Source organism: Pseudomonas sp. D3 (genome assembly GCF_029320995.1).
GTDB classification, from domain to species: Bacteria; Pseudomonadota; Gammaproteobacteria; order Pseudomonadales; family Pseudomonadaceae; genus Aquipseudomonas; species Aquipseudomonas paraveronii.
Map to the genome: position 1 here is coordinate 1,288,086 of NZ_CP119772.1, position 16,344 is coordinate 1,304,429.

Below are 16,344 nucleotides of genomic sequence, written 5' to 3' on the forward strand. Positions count from 1 at the left end.
CATGAAAGGCGCATCGCTTCGTCATCAGCCCCCACACGCACCCGGCCGCAAGCCGGTGCCACGGGGTGCCAGCCGGATGGTGGCTAAAGAGCCGATGTCGGCGCGCCTGCCGAAAGCCAACTTTGGTTTCCTCAAGGCGCTGTTCTGGCCGGTGTTGCTGGTGGTGTTGGGCTTCGGTACTTATGAAGGCGCGCAGCGTCTGTTGCCTTACGCCGACCGGCCGATCACCAAGATCAGCGTACAGGGCGACTTGAGCTACATCAGCCAGCAAGCGGTACAGCAGCGCATCGGTCCGTTCCTGGCGGCGAGTTTCTTCACCATCGACCTGGCCGGTATGCGCCGGGAGTTGGAGCAGATGCCGTGGATCGCCCACGCCGAAGTCCGCCGTGTATGGCCGGACCAGGTGACGATCCGCCTGGAAGAACAACTGCCCGTGGCCCGTTGGGGTGATGAAGCGCTGTTGAACAACCAGGGCCAGGCGTTCACCCCGCGTGAGCTGGCCAACTACGAGCACCTGCCGCAGCTGTTCGGGCCGCAGCGGGCGCAGCAGCAAGTGATGCAGCAGTACCAGGCCTTGAGCCAGATGCTGCGGCCGCTGGGCTTCTCCATTGCACGCCTGGAATTGCGTGAACGGGGCAGCTGGTTTTTGACGACCGGGGCAGGCAGTTCCGGCCCGGGCATCGAGTTGTTGCTGGGACGCGACCGCTTGGTGGAAAAGATGCGCCGCTTTATTGCCATCTATGAAAAGACCTTGAAAGAACAGATTACGAACATTGCGAGCGTCGACCTGCGTTACGCCAACGGCCTTGCCGTCGGCTGGCGTGAACCGGCTGCGCCCACGGCAGCGCAACCCGCTGTCGCGAAGAATTAAGAAGAGGCAGGACCCATGGCAAACGTGCAAAGCGGCAAAATGATCGTCGGTCTCGATATCGGCACCTCCAAAGTGGTGGCGCTGGTGGGCGAGGTCGGGGAAGACGGCACGATCGAAATCGTCGGTATTGGCACGCATCCGTCCCGGGGCCTGAAGAAGGGCGTGGTGGTGAACATCGAGTCCACCGTGCAATCGATCCAGCGCGCCATTGAAGAAGCGCAGCTGATGGCCGGTTGCCGGATTCACTCGGCGTTCGTCGGCGTGGCGGGCAATCACATCCGCAGCCTGAACTCCCATGGCATCGTGGCGATCCGCGACCGTGAAGTCAGTGCGGCCGACCTTGAGCGCGTACTCGACGCGGCCCAGGCCGTGGCGATCCCGGCTGACCAGCGCGTGCTGCACACCCTGCCGCAGGACTACGTGATTGACAACCAGGAAGGCGTGCGCGAGCCCCTCGGCATGTCGGGCGTGCGCCTGGAAGCCAAGGTCCACGTGGTGACCTGCGCGGTCAATGCCGCACAGAACATTGAAAAGTGCGTGCGCCGCTGCGGCCTGGAAATCGACGACATCATTCTCGAGCAACTGGCTTCGGCCTACTCGGTACTGACCGATGACGAAAAAGAACTGGGCGTGTGCCTGGTCGACATCGGCGGCGGCACCACCGACATCGCGATCTTCACCGAGGGTGCGATCCGTCACACCGCCGTGATCCCGATTGCCGGCGACCAGGTCACCAACGACATTGCCATGGCGTTGCGCACACCGACTCAGTACGCCGAAGAGATCAAGATCCGTTACGCCTGCGCCCTGGCCAAACTGGCCGGTGCCGGTGAAACCATCAAGGTGCCAAGCGTGGGCGACCGTCCACCGCGCGAGCTGTCGCGCCAGGCTTTGGCCGAAGTGGTCGAGCCGCGCTACGACGAGCTGTTCACCCTGATCCAGGCGGAACTGCGCCGCAGTGGCTACGAAGATTTGATCCCGGCCGGCATCGTGCTGACCGGTGGCACCTCGAAGATGGAAGGCGCGGTCGAACTGGCCGAAGAGATCTTCCACATGCCGGTCCGCCTGGGCGTGCCCCATGGCGTCAAAGGCCTGGGCGACGTGGTGCGCAACCCGATTTATTCCACCGGTGTGGGCTTGCTGTTGTACGGGCTGCAAAAGCAGACCGACGGCATTTCCCTGTCGGGCCCGAGCATCCGCGACAGCTACCGCGGCGACGACGAAGCGAAAGCACCGTTGTTCGAACGGTTGCAGGCTTGGGTCAAAGGCAATTTCTAACGATTTACCGCAGCACCGCACCACTGTTGTAGAAGCATGCAGTAGGCGAAAAAACTAGAGAAAACGAAAGGAGAGGGAACATGTTCGAACTCGTAGACAACATCCCCGCAAGCCCGGTCATCAAAGTGATCGGTGTCGGCGGTGGCGGCGGCAACGCTGTCAACCATATGGTCAAGAGCAACATCGAAGGCGTTGAATTCATCTGCGCCAACACCGATGCCCAGGCGCTGAAGAGCATCGGCGCGCGGACCATCCTGCAATTGGGCACCGCCGTGACCAAGGGCCTCGGCGCCGGCGCCAACCCAGAAGTCGGCCGTCAAGCCGCCCTGGAAGACCGTGAGCGTATCGCTGAAGTGCTGCAAGGCACCAACATGGTGTTCATCACCACTGGCATGGGCGGCGGTACCGGTACCGGTGCAGCGCCGATCATTGCCGAAGTGGCCAAGGAAATGGGGATTCTGACGGTCGCTGTCGTGACCCGTCCGTTCCCGTTCGAAGGTCGCAAGCGTATGCAGATCGCCGACGAAGGTATCCGTCTGCTGTCTGAAAGCGTCGACTCGTTGATCACCATCCCCAACGAGAAGCTGCTGACTATCCTGGGCAAGGACGCGAGCCTGCTGTCCGCGTTTGCCAAGGCTGACGATGTACTGGCCGGTGCCGTTCGCGGTATCTCCGACATCATCAAGCGTCCGGGCATGATCAACGTCGACTTCGCCGACGTGCGTACCGTGATGAGCGAAATGGGCATGGCGATGATGGGCACTGGCTGCGCCAGCGGTCCGAACCGTGCGCGTGAAGCCACTGAAGCGGCCATCCGCAACCCGTTGCTGGAAGACGTGAACCTGCAAGGCGCACGCGGCATCCTGGTGAACATCACCGCCGGTCCTGACCTGTCCCTGGGTGAGTACTCCGACGTGGGTAGCATCATCGAAGCCTTTGCTTCCGAGCACGCGATGGTCAAAGTCGGTACGGTTATCGATCCGGACATGCGCGACGAACTGCATGTAACCGTGGTTGCGACCGGCCTGGGCGCAAAAATCGAGAAGCCTGTAAAGGTCATCGACAATACCGTTCACACCAGTCACAGCAGTCACGCCAGCCAAGCGGCTGCCGCTCCAGCGCCTTCGCGCCAGGAACTGCCGTCGGTGAACTACCGTGATCTGGACCGTCCGACCGTGATGCGCAATCAGGCTCAGGCCGGTGCTGCGGCGTCCCGTAGCCCGAATCCGCAAGATGACTTGGACTACCTGGACATCCCGGCATTCCTGCGTCGTCAGGCCGATTAATGGAATGTATCAGGGCTATGAAGGTGATTGGTGTTCAGCAAAGGTCTGGTCTGCTATTATCGCCAGCCTTTGTTGATACCAGTTCGCAATTTGCGCTGAAGCGGTCCAAGCCATGATTAAACAACGCACCCTGAAGAATATTATTCGTGCCACAGGTGTAGGTCTGCACTCCGGGGAGAAGGTATACCTGACCCTCAAACCTGCACCTGTCGACACCGGCATCGTGTTTGTTCGTGCCGACCTGGACCCTGTGGTGCAGATTCCTGCTCGCGCGGAAAACGTCGGCGAAACCACGATGTCGACCACATTGGTCAACGGTGACGTCAAAGTGGACACGGTGGAGCACTTGCTCTCGGCCATGGCCGGCCTGGGCATCGATAACGCCTACGTCGAGCTCTCCGCGTCCGAAGTCCCCATCATGGATGGCAGCGCTGGTCCCTTCGTATTCTTGATTCAATCTGCCGGCCTGGAAGAACAGGACGCAGCCAAGAAGTTCATTCGCATTCTGCGGGAAGTGACAGTAGAAGACGGCGACAAGCGCGCCACCTTCGTCCCGTTCGAAGGCTTTAAAGTGAGCTTTGAGATCGATTTCGATCACCCGGTATTTCGTGACCGCACCCAAAGTGCAAGCGTGGATTTTTCCAGCACTTCGTTCGTAAAAGAAGTCAGCCGCGCCCGTACCTTTGGTTTCATGAGTGACATCGAGTACCTGCGCAAGCACAACCTCGCACTCGGCGGCAGCGTTGAAAATGCCATTGTGGTCGACGCGGATGGTGTACTGAACGAGGACGGCCTTCGTTATGAAGACGAATTCGTGAAGCACAAGATCCTCGATGCAATCGGTGACCTCTACCTGCTGGGCAATAGCCTGATAGGTGAGTTCAAAGGCTTCAAGTCGGGCCACGCCCTTAACAACCAGCTGCTGCGCAAGTTGATTGAGCAGACAGATGCTTGGGAAGTCGTGACCTTCGAAGATGCCAGCACCGCACCGATCTCTTACATGCGTCCCGTTGCGGCGGTGTAAGTAACAACTCTCTTTCTTTAGTTTTAAGGGCTGCCTTCGGGTGGCCTTTTTTATTGCTATGGCTCGCTCGCCACAATGGCCTGCTCGCTTCAGTCATCGTTACTGTGCATCCACGATGCGATTGCGCCCCGTGTGCTTGGCCTCATACAGCGCCTGGTCCGCACTGAGCATCAAATCCTCCAGGGACATGCCACTGCGCTTTTCCCAGGTACTCAGGCCGATGCTCACGGTGATCGGCCGTTCATCTCCCGCCACCCGTGGCAAGTGCTCGACGCCACTGCGGATATGCTCGGCAATCAGCCATGCGCCTCGGTCATCGGTAGCCGGCAACACCACGGCGAACTCTTCACCGCCATAACGTGCGGCCAGGTCGGCTGGGCGACGGATGTTGCTGCCGATCACCTGGGCGACGTTGCGCAACGCCTCATCGCCGCCGTGATGGCCGTGGCGGTCGTTAAATGCCTTGAAGTGGTCGACGTCGATCATCAACAGCGTCAGCGGTTCGGCAGAGCGCTGAGCGCGGTCCCATTCCAGGCGCAGGCGGTGGTCCAGTTTGCGCCGGTTGGCCAGGCCGGTGAGCGCGTCGGTGGCTGCCAGTTCTGACAGCACCTTCTCTGCGCGATAACGGCGTCGCAGTTCCCGGCGCAGCATCCAGGTCAGCCATAGAAGGCCCAGACACAGGATGCCCGTGGCGCCGCTTGTCAGCATCGCCGCGCGTTTCCACGGCGCGAACACATCGTCGCTGGACAGCGCCACCACCACAATCAGGGGCAGCTCACCGACATTGGTGAAGGTGTACAGGCGCTCCTTGTCGGTGATGGCTGAGATGGCCCGAAAGCTGCCGCTCCCATCGCGCAGCATGCGCTTGAAGTTGGGGCGATCACTCAGGTCCTTGTCGATCATGTCGCGCTCCAGCAGCGGTTGCTGGGCCAGGAGAATGCCGCGGTTGTTCAACAGGTTGACCGAGCTGCTATGGCCGATGGTCAGGCCTTTGAACAACTGATCGAAGTACGCCAGGCGCATGGTGGCCACGGCGACCCCGGCAAACTCGCCGTTGGCGCCGGTGACGCGGCGGCTGAATGCGATGCGCCAGACCTGCTCGCAATTGCACTCAACCCTGAACGGCCGGCTGATGAACAGGTCGGTCTGGCCGGCGTTCTTATGTGCGATGAAGTAGTCGCGGTCAGCGAAATTGCGCGGGGTTGGCTTGAGCGTCGAAGAGTCAGCGATGACGGCGCCCTTGGCGTCCAGCAACAGCACTTCGCCTTTGAACGGCGCGGCCGCTGACCGCTCAAATTGCACCAGGTGTCGGATGTCCGCTGATACCCGGGACAAATCCTTGCGCTGGGTGGCCGCGATCAGCCCTTGCAGTGCGAGGTCATAGAGTTCGACGTTACGCAGCACATCGGCGTTGATCAGTTGCGCGATGTTGGTGGTTGAGCGTTTGGCCGCCTCCAGAGCACTGGCGTGTTCGCGGATCAACAGCACCGAGACCATGATCACGATCAGCGCGACGGTGAGGCCACTGCCCAGCATCAGCAACAGCTCTGGGCGTTCAGGTGGTGTACGGACGGGGCGTTGACTCATCGGGCAGACTTCGACGATAAAGATGCTGGCAGTTTAGTTCTACCCGATGAAAATTGATTGATGGGTTAAAAAGAAAGATCTGCGCTTTAGAACACGTTGATCGGATAGTCGACGATCACCCGGTATTCATCCACATCCCGATCCACCGCCGAGTAGCCGTTGCTGCCGCGGTTGGTCGCCCATTGCAGGCGCAGCGACAGATCCTTGGCCTTGCCGCCCTGCACCACGTATTTCATATCGATGTCCCGTTCCCAGTGCTTGGCGTCCTGGCCGTCGGCGCTGTACCAGGCGCTGTAGCCCCGGCTATTGGGGTCGACTTTGCTCAGGTCGGTCTTGCCGCTGCTATAGGACACGGCAGTGGTCAGGCCGGGCAGGCCGAGGCCGACAAAGTCATAAGCGTACTTGAGCTTCCACGAACGCTCGTTGGGGCCGTTGAAGTCCGAGTATTGCTGGGAGTTGTCCAGGTACACGCTGTCGCCCTGGGTGATGTAGTCGAACGGTGTGTTGCCGTTGACCCGCTGGTACGCGGCCGTGACGCTGTGGTTGCCCACGCCTACGGTGAAATGCAGGCTGTAGGTGTTGTTGTCGATGTTACCCAGCAGCGACTGGCCGCTGTCCTGGGTGTGGTAGTAGTGCAGGCCAGGGTTGAGGCTGACCAGATCGTTCAGTGCGTAGGTGTAGTCGAGGTCGTAGTAGTACTGGTGCCACACATCCTTGAGTTCGGAGGCGTACAGGTTGCTGGTCAGGCCCGGGATGCCGCTGAACGACACACCGGCCCAGTCCAGGTGCTGGCTGTCGGCGTGCTCCGGCAGTACGCCGTAGCTGGTGCCGATGCGCCCGTGGCCGCTCTGGTTATAGAGTTTGGTGAAACTGGCTTGGCCGCCTTCGATCATCCAGCCGTCAACGCTGTGGTTGGTCAGGCTCACGCCGCGAAAGGTCTGGGGCAGCATACGGGTCATGCCGCCGGCGATCACCGGGTTGTTGAGGAACAGGTCACCGGCTTTCAGTTCCGTGTCGAACGCGCGCATCTTCAGCGTGCCGCCAGCGGTGGAAAACGACCCCGGCGCCTTGCCGCTGCCGTCACTGTTGCCATACGGCAGGATGCTGGAACCGTCGGTGCCGCCACCGCCGTCGAGCTTGAGGCCGAGCATGGCGTGGGCATCCAGGCCGAAGCCGACAGTGCCCTGGGTGTAGCCGGATTCGAAGATGCCGAGAAAGCCCTGGCCCCATTCTTTGCTGTCATCGGTGTGGATGTCGCGACGGTCGCGGTTCATGTAGTAGTTGCGGGCGTTGAGTTTGAGGCTTGCGCCTTCGACGAAACCGTCGGTGGTGGAGGTGTCTGCCGCGTGGGCGAGGGGGGCGATCGTTGCTGCAATCGCGAGGAATAACGGGGTGAACGTCAGCGAGTTCTTCACCGGTGGAGCTCCTTTGGTCAAACGAAAACGGCCAATGTCGTGGGGGTGTGCCTGGCCTTTTTTACGGCAAAAAAAAAGCCGCTGAAGTCAGCGGCTTTAAGACTGTTTCCCAGTGTAGAGCCCTGGAAAAAAGTCGAGGGAAATTCGGGTAAGCGGGTCAGCTGTCTTTGCCGTCGCGCTCATCGATGCGTCAAATTAACGCAGGCGAGCGCTGCGATACAGAGTGTAACAAGATAATGACTGTTGCCCAAATCGCAACAGTCAGAGATTTGGCGCAAGCGGCGCGGTGCAGTGTGGGAGGGGGCTTGCTCCCGATAGCGGTGTATCAGTCACTGAAGTACTGACTGATCTGCCGCTATCGGGAGCAAGCCCCCTCCCACATGGGTCTGAAGTGTTCTCAAGATTTAGACGGGCAGGGTAATACCGAAGGTGTTGCCGCCCGCGTCACTGCGCACGAACACATCGCCGCCATGCATCAGCGCAATCGCCTTGACGATGGCCAGCCCCAGCCCGTGGTTGGCGCCGCTGTTGCTGCGTGATGCATCCACCCGATAGAAGCGCTCGAACAGTCGAGGCAGGTGCTCGCTGGCAATCGCGGCGCCGGGGTTGGTCACGGCGATCGCCACCTGATGCTCCTGCACGTCGATGTTCACCGCGATGACCTGCCCTGGCGCGGTGTGCTGCACGGCGTTGCTCAGCAGGTTGATCAGCGCGCGGCGCAGGTGGGCTCTTTCGATCTGTACCTGGGCGTCGCCGTGTACTTGCACCCGGACCTGGGCGTCTTCGAGGATGAAATCCAGGTAGTCGAGGGTGGTCGCCACTTCGTCGGCCAGGGAGCTTTCGATCAGCTTGGTGGCCTTGCTGCCCTGGTCGGCGCTGGCGAGGAACAGCATGTCGTTGATGATCGAACGCAGGCGCTCCAATTCTTCCAGGTTGGACTGCAGCACCTCGAAATAATGCTCGGCCGAGCGCCCGCGTGTCAGCGCGACCTGAGTCTGGCCGATCAGGTTGGTCAGGGGTGAGCGCAGTTCATGAGCGACGTCGGCGTTGAATGACTCCAGGCGCGAGTAGGCCTGTTCGACCCGGTCCAGGGTGGCGTTGAACGAGTTGACGAACTGACTCAACTCCGGCGGCAGTGGCGACAGTTGCAGGCGCCCGGAGAGTTTCGGCGGCGCGAGTTTCTGCGCCTCATCCGAGAGTTTGCCCAGCGGCTTGAGGCCGATGCGCGAGACCCAGAACCCCAGCAGCGCCGCCAGGACCACGCCGATGAACGCCAGGCTGATCAGCGCCACCAGCAAGTGGTGCTGGGTGGCGCGGAAGTTTTCGGTGTCGATGGCGATCATGAAGCGCAATGGCGGACGCTGGTCCTGGGCGGGGAACTGGCTCACCAGCACTTTGAACGGGTCGTTATGGCCGGCCAGGCGTAAGTCGCGTTTGCCGGTCGGGCCGGCGGCGAACGTGCGGATCTGCGCGTCCGGGCTGCCGTATTCGTAGTTCGGGTCGCTGCTCACCACCCAGAAACGGATGCGCTTGTCTTCCTCAGCCAGCAACTTGAGTTTGGCCTTGATCTTGGTCCAATGCTCCGGCGTGCCGAAACGCGTCACCGACGACTCCAGCACGCTGTAGCGCGCATCCAGTTCGGCCTCCGGTAACAGGCCCAAGCCTTGGTCCACTTGCTGATAGAGCGCGCCGCCGATCAACAGGAAGATCAGCAGCGCCACCAGGGTGAACATGCCGCTCAAGCGCAGGGCGATGGAATTAGCTGACACTGCGGCTCTCCAGCACATAGCCCATGCCGCGGATGGTGTGCAGCAGCTTGTGTTCGAACGGCCCGTCGAGCTTGGCGCGCAGGCGTTTGATCGCGACTTCGACCACGTTGGCGTCGCTGTCGAAATTAATGTCCCAGACCATCTCCGCGATGGCGGTCTTGGACAGAATCTCACCCTGGCGCCGCGCCAATACGCTGAGCAGCGAGAACTCCTTGGCGGTCAGGTCCAGGCGCACGCCGTTGCGGCTGGCCTTGCGGCTGATCAGGTCGATCCACAGGTCGGCGACGGTCACCTGCACCGGTTCGTGCCCGCCACTGCGGCGGGTCAGGGCTTGCAGGCGCGCCACCAGTTCCAGGAAGGAAAACGGCTTGCCCAGGTAATCGTCGGCGCCTTCACGCAGGCCGCGAATGCGGTCTTCCACGCGTTCGCGGGCGGTGAGCATGATCACCGGCGTTTGCTTGCGCGCACGCAAGGCGCGCAGCACGCCGAAGCCGTCGAGACCGGGCAGCATCACGTCGAGCACGATCACCGCGTAATCGTTTTCCAGCGCCAGGTGCAAACCCTCGACGCCTTCACGCGCCACGTCGACGGTGTAGCCTTGTTCCGTCAGGCCGCGATGCAGGTAGTCTGCGGTTTTTTCTTCATCTTCAACGATCAGGACGCGCATGACCCCGCCTTAATGTGTGGTCGCCAACGCGGGCGTTGGTGTGGGCCTGTGGAAAAACTTCTCAAGGTACAAGTATATGACCGGCGTGGTGAACAACGTCAGCGCCTGGCTCACCAGCAAGCCGCCGACCACCGCGATCCCCAGCGGTTGGCGCAGTTCCGCGCCGGGGCCTGCGCCGAGCATCAGCGGCACGGCGCCGAGCAGGGCGGCGAGGGTGGTCATGATGATCGGCCGGAACCGCGTGACACAGGCTTCGTAGATCGCTTCCTGCGGCGGCAGGCCTCGGACCCGCTGCGCTTCGAGGGCGAAGTCGATCATCAGGATGCCGTTCTTCTTGACGATGCCGATCAGCAACACCAGGCCGATCAGGGCCATGATCGAGAAGTCCTGGCCCAGCAGCCACAACATGATCAACGCGCCCAGGCCGGCCGAGGGCAAGGTGGAAATGATCGTCAGCGGGTGGACGAAACTTTCGTACAGCACGCCGAGAATGATGTAGACCGCCACCAGCGCCGCCAGGATCAGCCACGGCTGGCTGGCCAGCGAACTCTGGAACGCCTGGGCCGCGCCCTGGAAGTTGCCGAGGATGCTGGCCGGCATGCCGATTTCGTTTTTGGCCTGGTTGAGCATGATCACCGCATCCCCCAGCGCCACGCCGGGCGCCAGGTTGAACGACAGGTTGGCGGCCGGGAACATGCCGTCATGGCTGATGGACAACGGGCCCACGCTGGGCGGGTCGACCTTGGCCAAGGCCGACAACGGCACCATCTCACTGGTCAGCGGCGAGCGCAGGTAGAAATAATTGAGGCTTTCGGCTTTACCGCGTTGCTGGCTGTCGAGTTCCAGCACCACTTGGTACTGGTTGATCTCGGTCTGGAACTCGTTGATCTGGCGCTGGCCGAACGCGTCATACAACGCCTGGTCGACATCGGTGGCGGTCAGGCCGAAGCGCGCGGCGGCCTGACGGTCGATACTGATGTGGGTAATGCTGCCGCCCAGTTGCAGGTCGTTGGACAGGTCGCGAAACGCCGGGTTGGCGCGCAGTTTTTCGGTGAGGCGCTGGGTCCAGGTATTCAGTGTCGGGCCGTCGTTGCTCTTGAGCACGTACTGGTACTGGGCGCGGCTGGGGCCGGAACTGAGGTTGATGTCCTGGCCGGCACGCAGGTACAGCACGATGCCCGGCACCTTCGCCAGTTTTGGGCGGATGCGGTCGATGAACTGGCTGGCGGACACATCGCGATCGCCGCGGTCTTTCAAGGCGATCCAGAAGCGGCCGTTGGCGATGGTCTGGTTGCTGCCAGTGACGCCCACCGAGTGGGAAAAGTCTGCCACCGCCGGGTCATCCTTGATGATCTCGGCCAGGGCCTTGTGCTTGGCGACCATGTCCGGGTACGACACATCGGCCGCCGCTTCGCTGGTGCCGAGCACGAAGCCGGTGTCCTGCACCGGGAAGAAACCCTTGGGGATGAACACGTAGCCGAGCACCGCCAGCGCCAGCGTGACCACGAAGATCGCCGCCATGCTGCGTTGATGGGCCAGGGCGCGGCGCAGGTTGCGTGCATAAGCGGCCAACAGGCGTTCGCTGAAACTAGGCTTGGCGTTGGCGGGATGGGTCGGGGCGCGCATGAACAGTGCCGCCAGGGTCGGCGCCAGCGTCAGCGAGACCACCACCGAAATCAGGATGGTCGAGGTCGCCGTCAGCGCGAACTCCTTGAACAAGCGCCCGACCACGCCGCCCATGAACAGCAGCGGAATGAACGCCGCTACCAGCGAGAAGCTGATGGACACCACGGTAAAGCCAATCTCGCTGGCGCCCTTGATCGCCGCTTCGCGCTTGCCCAGTCCGGCTTCGAGATGGCGGTGAATGTTCTCCACCACCACGATCGCATCGTCCACCACAAAGCCCACGGAGATGACGATCGCCACCAGGGTCAGGTTGTTCAGGCTGAAGCCCATCAGGTACATCAAGGCGAAACTGGCGATCAGCGACACGCCGAGCACACTCGACACAATCAACGTCGCCGACAACTGGCGCAGGAATAACGCCATCACCGCCACCACCAGCAACACGGCGATCAGCAGGGTCACTTCCACTTCATGCAGGGAGGCGCGGATGGTCTTGGTGCGGTCGCTCAACACACTGACCTGCACTGACGCCGGCAACATGGCCTGCAGGCGCGGCAGTTGCGCTTGAATGCGGTCGACGGTTTCGACGATGTTCGCGCCGGGCTGGCGCGAGATCACCAGGTTGACCCCCGGCGTATCGCCGGACCACGCCTGTACGTAGGCGTTTTCCGAACCGTTGATGACTTTGGCGATGTCGCGCAGTTGAACTGGCGCGCCATTCTTGTAGGACACGATCAGTTGGGCGTAGTCCTCAGGCTGAAACAACTGGTCGTTGGTCGACAGGGTCGACACGCTGTTCTCCCCGTAGATCGCACCTTTGGCCAGGTTCAGGCTTGACTGCTGGATCGCCAAGCGGATGTCGGCCAGGGTCAGGCCGATGGCCGCGAGTTTGTCGGGCGAAGCCTGCACGCGAATCGCCGGGCGTTGCTGGCCGGTGATGTTGATCTGGCCGACGCCGTCGATCTGGCTGATTTGCCGTGCCAGCAGGGTTTCCACGTAATCGCTCAGCTCGGTGCTGGGCATGCTGGCGGAACTGACGCTGAGGATCAGCACCGGGCTGTCCGCCGGGTTGACCTTTTTCCAGGTCGGCAGGTTCGGCATATCGCTGGGCAGCTTGCCGGAGGCGGTGTTGATCGCCGCCTGGACTTCCTGGGCGGCGGTGTCGATGCTCTTGTTCAGGGTGAATTGCAGGGTCAAGAGGCTGGAGCCCAAGGCGCTGCTGGAGGTCATCTGGGTCATGCCGGGGATGGCGCTGAATTGCACCTCCAGGGGCGTGGCCACCGACGAAGCCATGGTGTCCGGGCTGGCGCCGGGCAGTTGCGCGGTGACCTGGATCGTCGGAAATTCCGCTTCCGGCAGCGGGGCGATGGCCAGTTGCGGGAAGGCAATCAGCCCGAGCAACACCAGGGCAAAAGTCAGCAGCAGCGTCGCGACCGGGTGGTCGACGCACCAGGCTGACGGCGAGCGGCTGTCGTTCATGGTTGCACCTTGGCGTCGACGGTCTGGATCACTTGCGGTGGCTCTTTGAGCACCTCGACCTGAGCGCCGGCCTTGAGCCGCGATTGGCCGTCGCTGACCAGCACATCACCGGCCTGTACGCCCTTGATGAGCGTCACATCGCTGTTCTGGTAGGTGACCTGCACCGGTACCACCTCCACCTTGTCGCCGTTGACCCGGTACACAAAGTGCGCATCCAGCCCGCGTTGCACCACGGTCGGCGGCACCACCAGGGCGTTCTTGTCGAGGCCGGTCTGGATCTTGATGGTCACCAGTTGCCCCGGCCACAGGCGCTGCGTGGCGTTATTGAACTCGGCCTTGGCGCGCAGGGTGCCGGTGGTGGAACTGATCTGGTTGTCGATCAGGCTCAAGTGGCCTTCGCCGAGCAGGTCGCCGGTCTGGCCGTCGGTGTCAGCGCCCAGGTAGGCGTCGACGCTGGCTGGGACGGGGGCCGCGATCAGGCCTTGCAAGGTGGGCAACATCTGTTGCGGCAGGGAAAACTCGACGGCAATCGGGTCGATCTGCGTGACCGAGAACAGGCCCTGGGTATCGCTAGTGCGCAGGAAGTTGCCTTCATCCACGGTGCGAATCCCCACGCGGCCGCTGACCGGTGAGCGAATCTGAGTGTAGGAAAGCTGCACCTTTTCCGCATCAATCGCGGCCTGATTGCCCTGGGTGGTGGCCTTGAGCTGGTTGACCAGGGCTTGCTGCTGGTCATAGGTCTGCTTGGACACGCCGTCGTCGACACTCAATGCCTTGTAGCGCTGGAGGTTGATCAGCGCCACTTGCAGTTGCGCCTGGTTTTCTCCCAGCAGGGCCTTGGCCTGGTCGAGGCTGGCGCGGATCGAGCGGTCATCGATGGTCGCCAACAGATCCCCTGCCTTGACCCGCTGGCCTTCCTTGACCAGCAATTGGGTGAGGATGCCGTCGACCTGCGGGCGGATCACCACGCTGTGCAACGACAGCACCGTGCCAATGCCGCTGACGAAACGCGGGATGTCCTGTTGCGCCACGCTCACCACCCGTACCGGGATCGCCGTCGGCGCCGCCAGCCTGGTTTTGGCCGGTCGCGTCAGCGCCCAGGCTGCAATCGCCAGCACCAGCAGGACACCCACGATCAGGGCAGTTTTTCGTTTAATTTGCATGGGGGTGAGGCGCCAGGGCAAAGGAACGGAAGAGTGAGGTGTCTTTATAGCCCGTCAACCCGGTCAGCAAGGTGACTGCTAACTGACAGCGCTGTCAGTAAACGCCGACCATTCGTACAGGCAGTGGTTAAAGATCCGAAGGGCGCAGGTATACTGCGCGCCAGTGTGGGCCGCAAGCTGGCCCCGCATCATTTTTTGCATGCTCCGGAGCTTCCATGACTTCCCCGACACAACCCCCTGTTGAAGCGGCCGACCTCGTCGATCCGGCCAGCGCCGAAGGCGTTGAAAAAACCGAGGTCCCGGCGTTTAAGTTTCCGTTCAAACCGGGTGAACTGGCCGGGGCCAAGAATGCCGCCCAGCCTTGGTACAAGAATGGCGCGAAGAACGGGCACACCAAGTCCCCAGGCATGGCGCCGCCGGGCACCCGTCGTTCGATGGGTAAACGCTGAGAGTAATACGTCGCACGCTGTGTCGACTACGTCCTACAACGTCCGCTGATATTTCTGATTGTAGAGCCACGACTGTTTCTTGAAAGCTTGCACAGCCTGCGCTGCGCCCCGGCTTTTTCCGCCGGGGTGGGATGGCTGAGGCTGGACTTTCCGGAAAAGGACGTTTCCTGTGGCTCTGATACACATGTGTGCAGTGCTCGCGTTATTGCTGTCGGTTGATAGCGTTGCCGCCAGTGATCCGCCACGGCGTGAAATTCGCTTTGCCGTTGCTGCGCAATTCTCCCCGTTCCAGAGCCGCAACCCGCAAGGGCAACTGGTCGGCCTGAACATCGACCTGGGTAACGCGCTATGCGTGCAGTTGAATGTGCGCTGTACCTGGGTCGATCAGGTGCTGGTGGAAAATTTCCCCGCCCTCGAAGCCCGGCAATTCGACGCAATCATGGGCATGGCGCCCACGTCGATACGTCGGCGCTGGGTGAACTTCACCGATGAACTCTATCCGTTCACCACGCGCTTGGTCGCCCACAGAACATCAGGCCTGATGCCGACCGTGCGCTCGCTCAAGGGCAAGCGTGTCGGGGTGTTGCTGGGTAGTAATCGCGAAGCCTTCGCCCATGCGCAGTGGGCGCCCAAGGGCGTTATTGTCAAGAGCTTCTGGCTCAATGACGAACTGATTCGCAGCCTGGTGGCGGGGGATATCGATGCGACCCTGCAAGGTACCGTGGAAATTCGCGAGGCACTGCTCGATACCGTCGATGGCCAGGACTTCGACTTCCTCGGCCCCGCGATTTCGGCCGAGCTATTGGGCAGCGGCGTGGCAATCGCGGTGCGCAAACCCGATACCGCCCTGCGCAATGCACTCAACCGCGCCCTTGAACAGCTGGTGCAGAACGGCGAATACCAGCGGATCATTCAGCCCTACCGCCTGGATACAGTCCCCGTTGCGCCAAAAGACTAGGCTGTGCGCAGCGGAATAAACGCATAGTTGGCCGGCACCTCGGTGGCAAGCTGTGCCCCCGCATCCAGCAACTGCTCGGCGATGTCCATCCCGGACACATGAAACACCCACTCATTCGCCACGCAAGGCTGGCTCGCCGCCAGCTCGATCGCCTGGGCAAAGGCATCCATCTGCGGCAGGTACGCAGTAAAACCATCGCCCTTGAGCGCTGTGGTGCGAATCCCCAGCAGGGTGCACACCGCTTCTTTGGTCTTTACATCGTCGCGGTCGGCCTGGCGTGAGCGGCGGATCAATTCAGCCAGTTCTTCATCCATCAGTTCGCCACCGGCAATCAACACCGGGCCCTGTTCCCACGACTCCGGCGGGCATTCCTTGGCGGCAGGGTTGAACGGGATGTGCGGGTTGATCTCCATCGGATAGATGCGGCAGACCAACGGCCGGCGGTCATAGATGCGGCACAGGTTGTCTTCGTCAAGATTCCGGCAGCGTCCGGGGTTGTAGGCGGCAAAGGTGATGGCCACGAATGCCTGGGTCTTACCGCTGGGTACCAGCACCGAACGGCGTTCGGCATGCTCGCGTTGTTGCAGCGGCAGGCCGAGGCCGTTGCCGAGAAAACCTTCCACCAGAACGATCACGCTGCCGCCGTCAGCCGCCCATTGGCGGGCTTCTTCGAGGGTCAGGGGCACATGGTGGTCGGTGCAGCATTTGCCACAACCGACGCAGGAAAAATGAGTGTTCATGGCAGATCTGTCACCAGGCTAGGTCAGAGGGC

Annotated in this window: 13 protein-coding genes; 6 read left to right on the forward strand and 7 right to left on the reverse strand. The window is 61.7% G+C overall.

All coding sequences use genetic code 11. The annotated features are described in order from the left end of the window. Nucleotide 1 precedes the first annotated feature (1 nt). From P3S72_RS05715 to lpxC, 4 genes are all read left to right on the forward strand, one after another. Nucleotides 2-871, forward strand: coding sequence for a cell division protein FtsQ/DivIB (locus tag P3S72_RS05715; protein ID WP_276196572.1), 870 nt, complete (start codon nt 2-4; stop codon nt 869-871). A 15-nt stretch (nt 872-886) separates the two neighbouring features. Continuing rightward, nucleotides 887-2,149, forward strand: coding sequence for a cell division protein FtsA (gene ftsA / locus P3S72_RS05720; protein ID WP_017845923.1), 1,263 nt, complete (start codon nt 887-889; stop codon nt 2,147-2,149). 80 nt (nt 2,150-2,229) lie between these two features. Further along, on the forward strand, nt 2,230-3,435 hold the full coding sequence (gene ftsZ / locus P3S72_RS05725; RefSeq protein ID WP_247401408.1) for a cell division protein FtsZ: 1,206 nt from the start codon (nt 2,230-2,232) through the stop codon (nt 3,433-3,435). Between the two features lie 112 nt (nt 3,436-3,547). Next, a complete protein-coding gene (gene lpxC, locus P3S72_RS05730; RefSeq protein WP_003171886.1) occupies nt 3,548-4,459 on the forward strand; it encodes a UDP-3-O-acyl-N-acetylglucosamine deacetylase in 912 nt (303 codons plus the stop codon). Nucleotides 4,460-4,558: 99 nt separating this feature from the next. Here lpxC and P3S72_RS05735 read toward each other — a convergent pair whose 3' ends face one another. From P3S72_RS05735 to P3S72_RS05760, 6 genes are all read right to left on the reverse strand, one after another. Then, nucleotides 4,559-6,046, reverse strand: coding sequence for a sensor domain-containing diguanylate cyclase (locus P3S72_RS05735; protein WP_276196573.1), 1,488 nt, complete (start codon nt 6,044-6,046; stop codon nt 4,559-4,561). Between the two features lie 86 nt (nt 6,047-6,132). Then, nucleotides 6,133-7,461: an OprD family porin gene (locus P3S72_RS05740; protein WP_276196574.1), complete on the reverse strand. Its 1,329-nt coding sequence runs from the start codon at nt 7,459-7,461 to the stop codon at nt 6,133-6,135. Nucleotides 7,462-7,865: 404 nt separating this feature from the next. Continuing rightward, complete coding sequence (locus P3S72_RS05745; RefSeq protein ID WP_276196575.1) at nt 7,866-9,230, reverse strand: heavy metal sensor histidine kinase; 1,365 nt, start codon at nt 9,228-9,230, stop codon at nt 7,866-7,868. Beyond that, nucleotides 9,220-9,897, reverse strand: coding sequence for a heavy metal response regulator transcription factor (locus tag P3S72_RS05750; RefSeq protein ID WP_247401400.1), 678 nt, complete (start codon nt 9,895-9,897; stop codon nt 9,220-9,222). The genes P3S72_RS05745 and P3S72_RS05750 overlap by 11 nt, the downstream gene beginning before the upstream one ends. A 9-nt stretch (nt 9,898-9,906) precedes the next feature. Beyond that, the gene (locus P3S72_RS05755) at nt 9,907-13,002 is read right to left on the reverse strand and encodes a multidrug efflux RND transporter permease subunit (protein WP_276196576.1); all 3,096 of its coding nucleotides are present in this window, start codon (nt 13,000-13,002) and stop codon (nt 9,907-9,909) included. Beyond that, complete coding sequence (locus P3S72_RS05760) at nt 12,999-14,165, reverse strand: efflux RND transporter periplasmic adaptor subunit (RefSeq protein WP_276196577.1); 1,167 nt, start codon at nt 14,163-14,165, stop codon at nt 12,999-13,001. Before P3S72_RS05760 ends, P3S72_RS05755 begins: the two co-directional genes overlap by 4 nt. A gap of 215 nt (nt 14,166-14,380) precedes the next feature. Here P3S72_RS05760 and P3S72_RS05765 point away from each other — a divergent pair, with 215 nt between their 5' ends. Both P3S72_RS05765 and P3S72_RS05770 read left to right on the forward strand, forming a co-directional pair. After that, the gene (locus P3S72_RS05765; protein ID WP_247400083.1) at nt 14,381-14,614 is read left to right on the forward strand and encodes a hypothetical protein; all 234 of its coding nucleotides are present in this window, start codon (nt 14,381-14,383) and stop codon (nt 14,612-14,614) included. 169 nt (nt 14,615-14,783) lie between these two features. Continuing rightward, nucleotides 14,784-15,572 (forward strand): transporter substrate-binding domain-containing protein, encoded by a 789-nt coding sequence (locus tag P3S72_RS05770; protein ID WP_276196578.1) that lies wholly within the window; start codon nt 14,784-14,786, stop codon nt 15,570-15,572. Here the strand turns inward: P3S72_RS05770 and P3S72_RS05775 are convergent. Beyond that, nucleotides 15,569-16,312, reverse strand: a complete 744-nt coding sequence (locus P3S72_RS05775) for a YkgJ family cysteine cluster protein (protein ID WP_276196579.1) — start codon at nt 16,310-16,312, stop codon at nt 15,569-15,571. The two genes, P3S72_RS05770 and P3S72_RS05775, sit on opposite strands and share 4 nt — an antisense overlap. Nucleotides 16,313-16,344: the final 32 nt, after the last annotated feature.

Bases quoted from the DNA above. Each gene is read 5' to 3' on its own strand.
- P3S72_RS05775 (WP_276196579.1), bottom strand. From the start codon at position 16,312: ATGAACACTCATTTTTCCTGCGTCGGTTGTGGCAAATGCTGCACCGAC.
- P3S72_RS05750 (WP_247401400.1), bottom strand. From the start codon at position 9,897: ATGCGCGTCCTGATCGTTGAAGATGAAGAAAAAACCGCAGACTACCTG.
- P3S72_RS05765 (WP_247400083.1), top strand. From the start codon at position 14,381: ATGACTTCCCCGACACAACCCCCTGTTGAAGCGGCCGACCTCGTCGAT.
- P3S72_RS05735 (WP_276196573.1), bottom strand. From the start codon at position 6,046: ATGAGTCAACGCCCCGTCCGTACACCACCTGAACGCCCAGAGCTGTTG.
- P3S72_RS05755 (WP_276196576.1), bottom strand. From the start codon at position 13,002: ATGAACGACAGCCGCTCGCCGTCAGCCTGGTGCGTCGACCACCCGGTC.
- ftsA (WP_017845923.1), top strand. From the start codon at position 887: ATGGCAAACGTGCAAAGCGGCAAAATGATCGTCGGTCTCGATATCGGC.
- ftsZ (WP_247401408.1), top strand. From the start codon at position 2,230: ATGTTCGAACTCGTAGACAACATCCCCGCAAGCCCGGTCATCAAAGTG.
- P3S72_RS05760 (WP_276196577.1), bottom strand. From the start codon at position 14,165: ATGCAAATTAAACGAAAAACTGCCCTGATCGTGGGTGTCCTGCTGGTG.
- P3S72_RS05715 (WP_276196572.1), top strand. From the start codon at position 2: ATGAAAGGCGCATCGCTTCGTCATCAGCCCCCACACGCACCCGGCCGC.
- lpxC (WP_003171886.1), top strand. From the start codon at position 3,548: ATGATTAAACAACGCACCCTGAAGAATATTATTCGTGCCACAGGTGTA.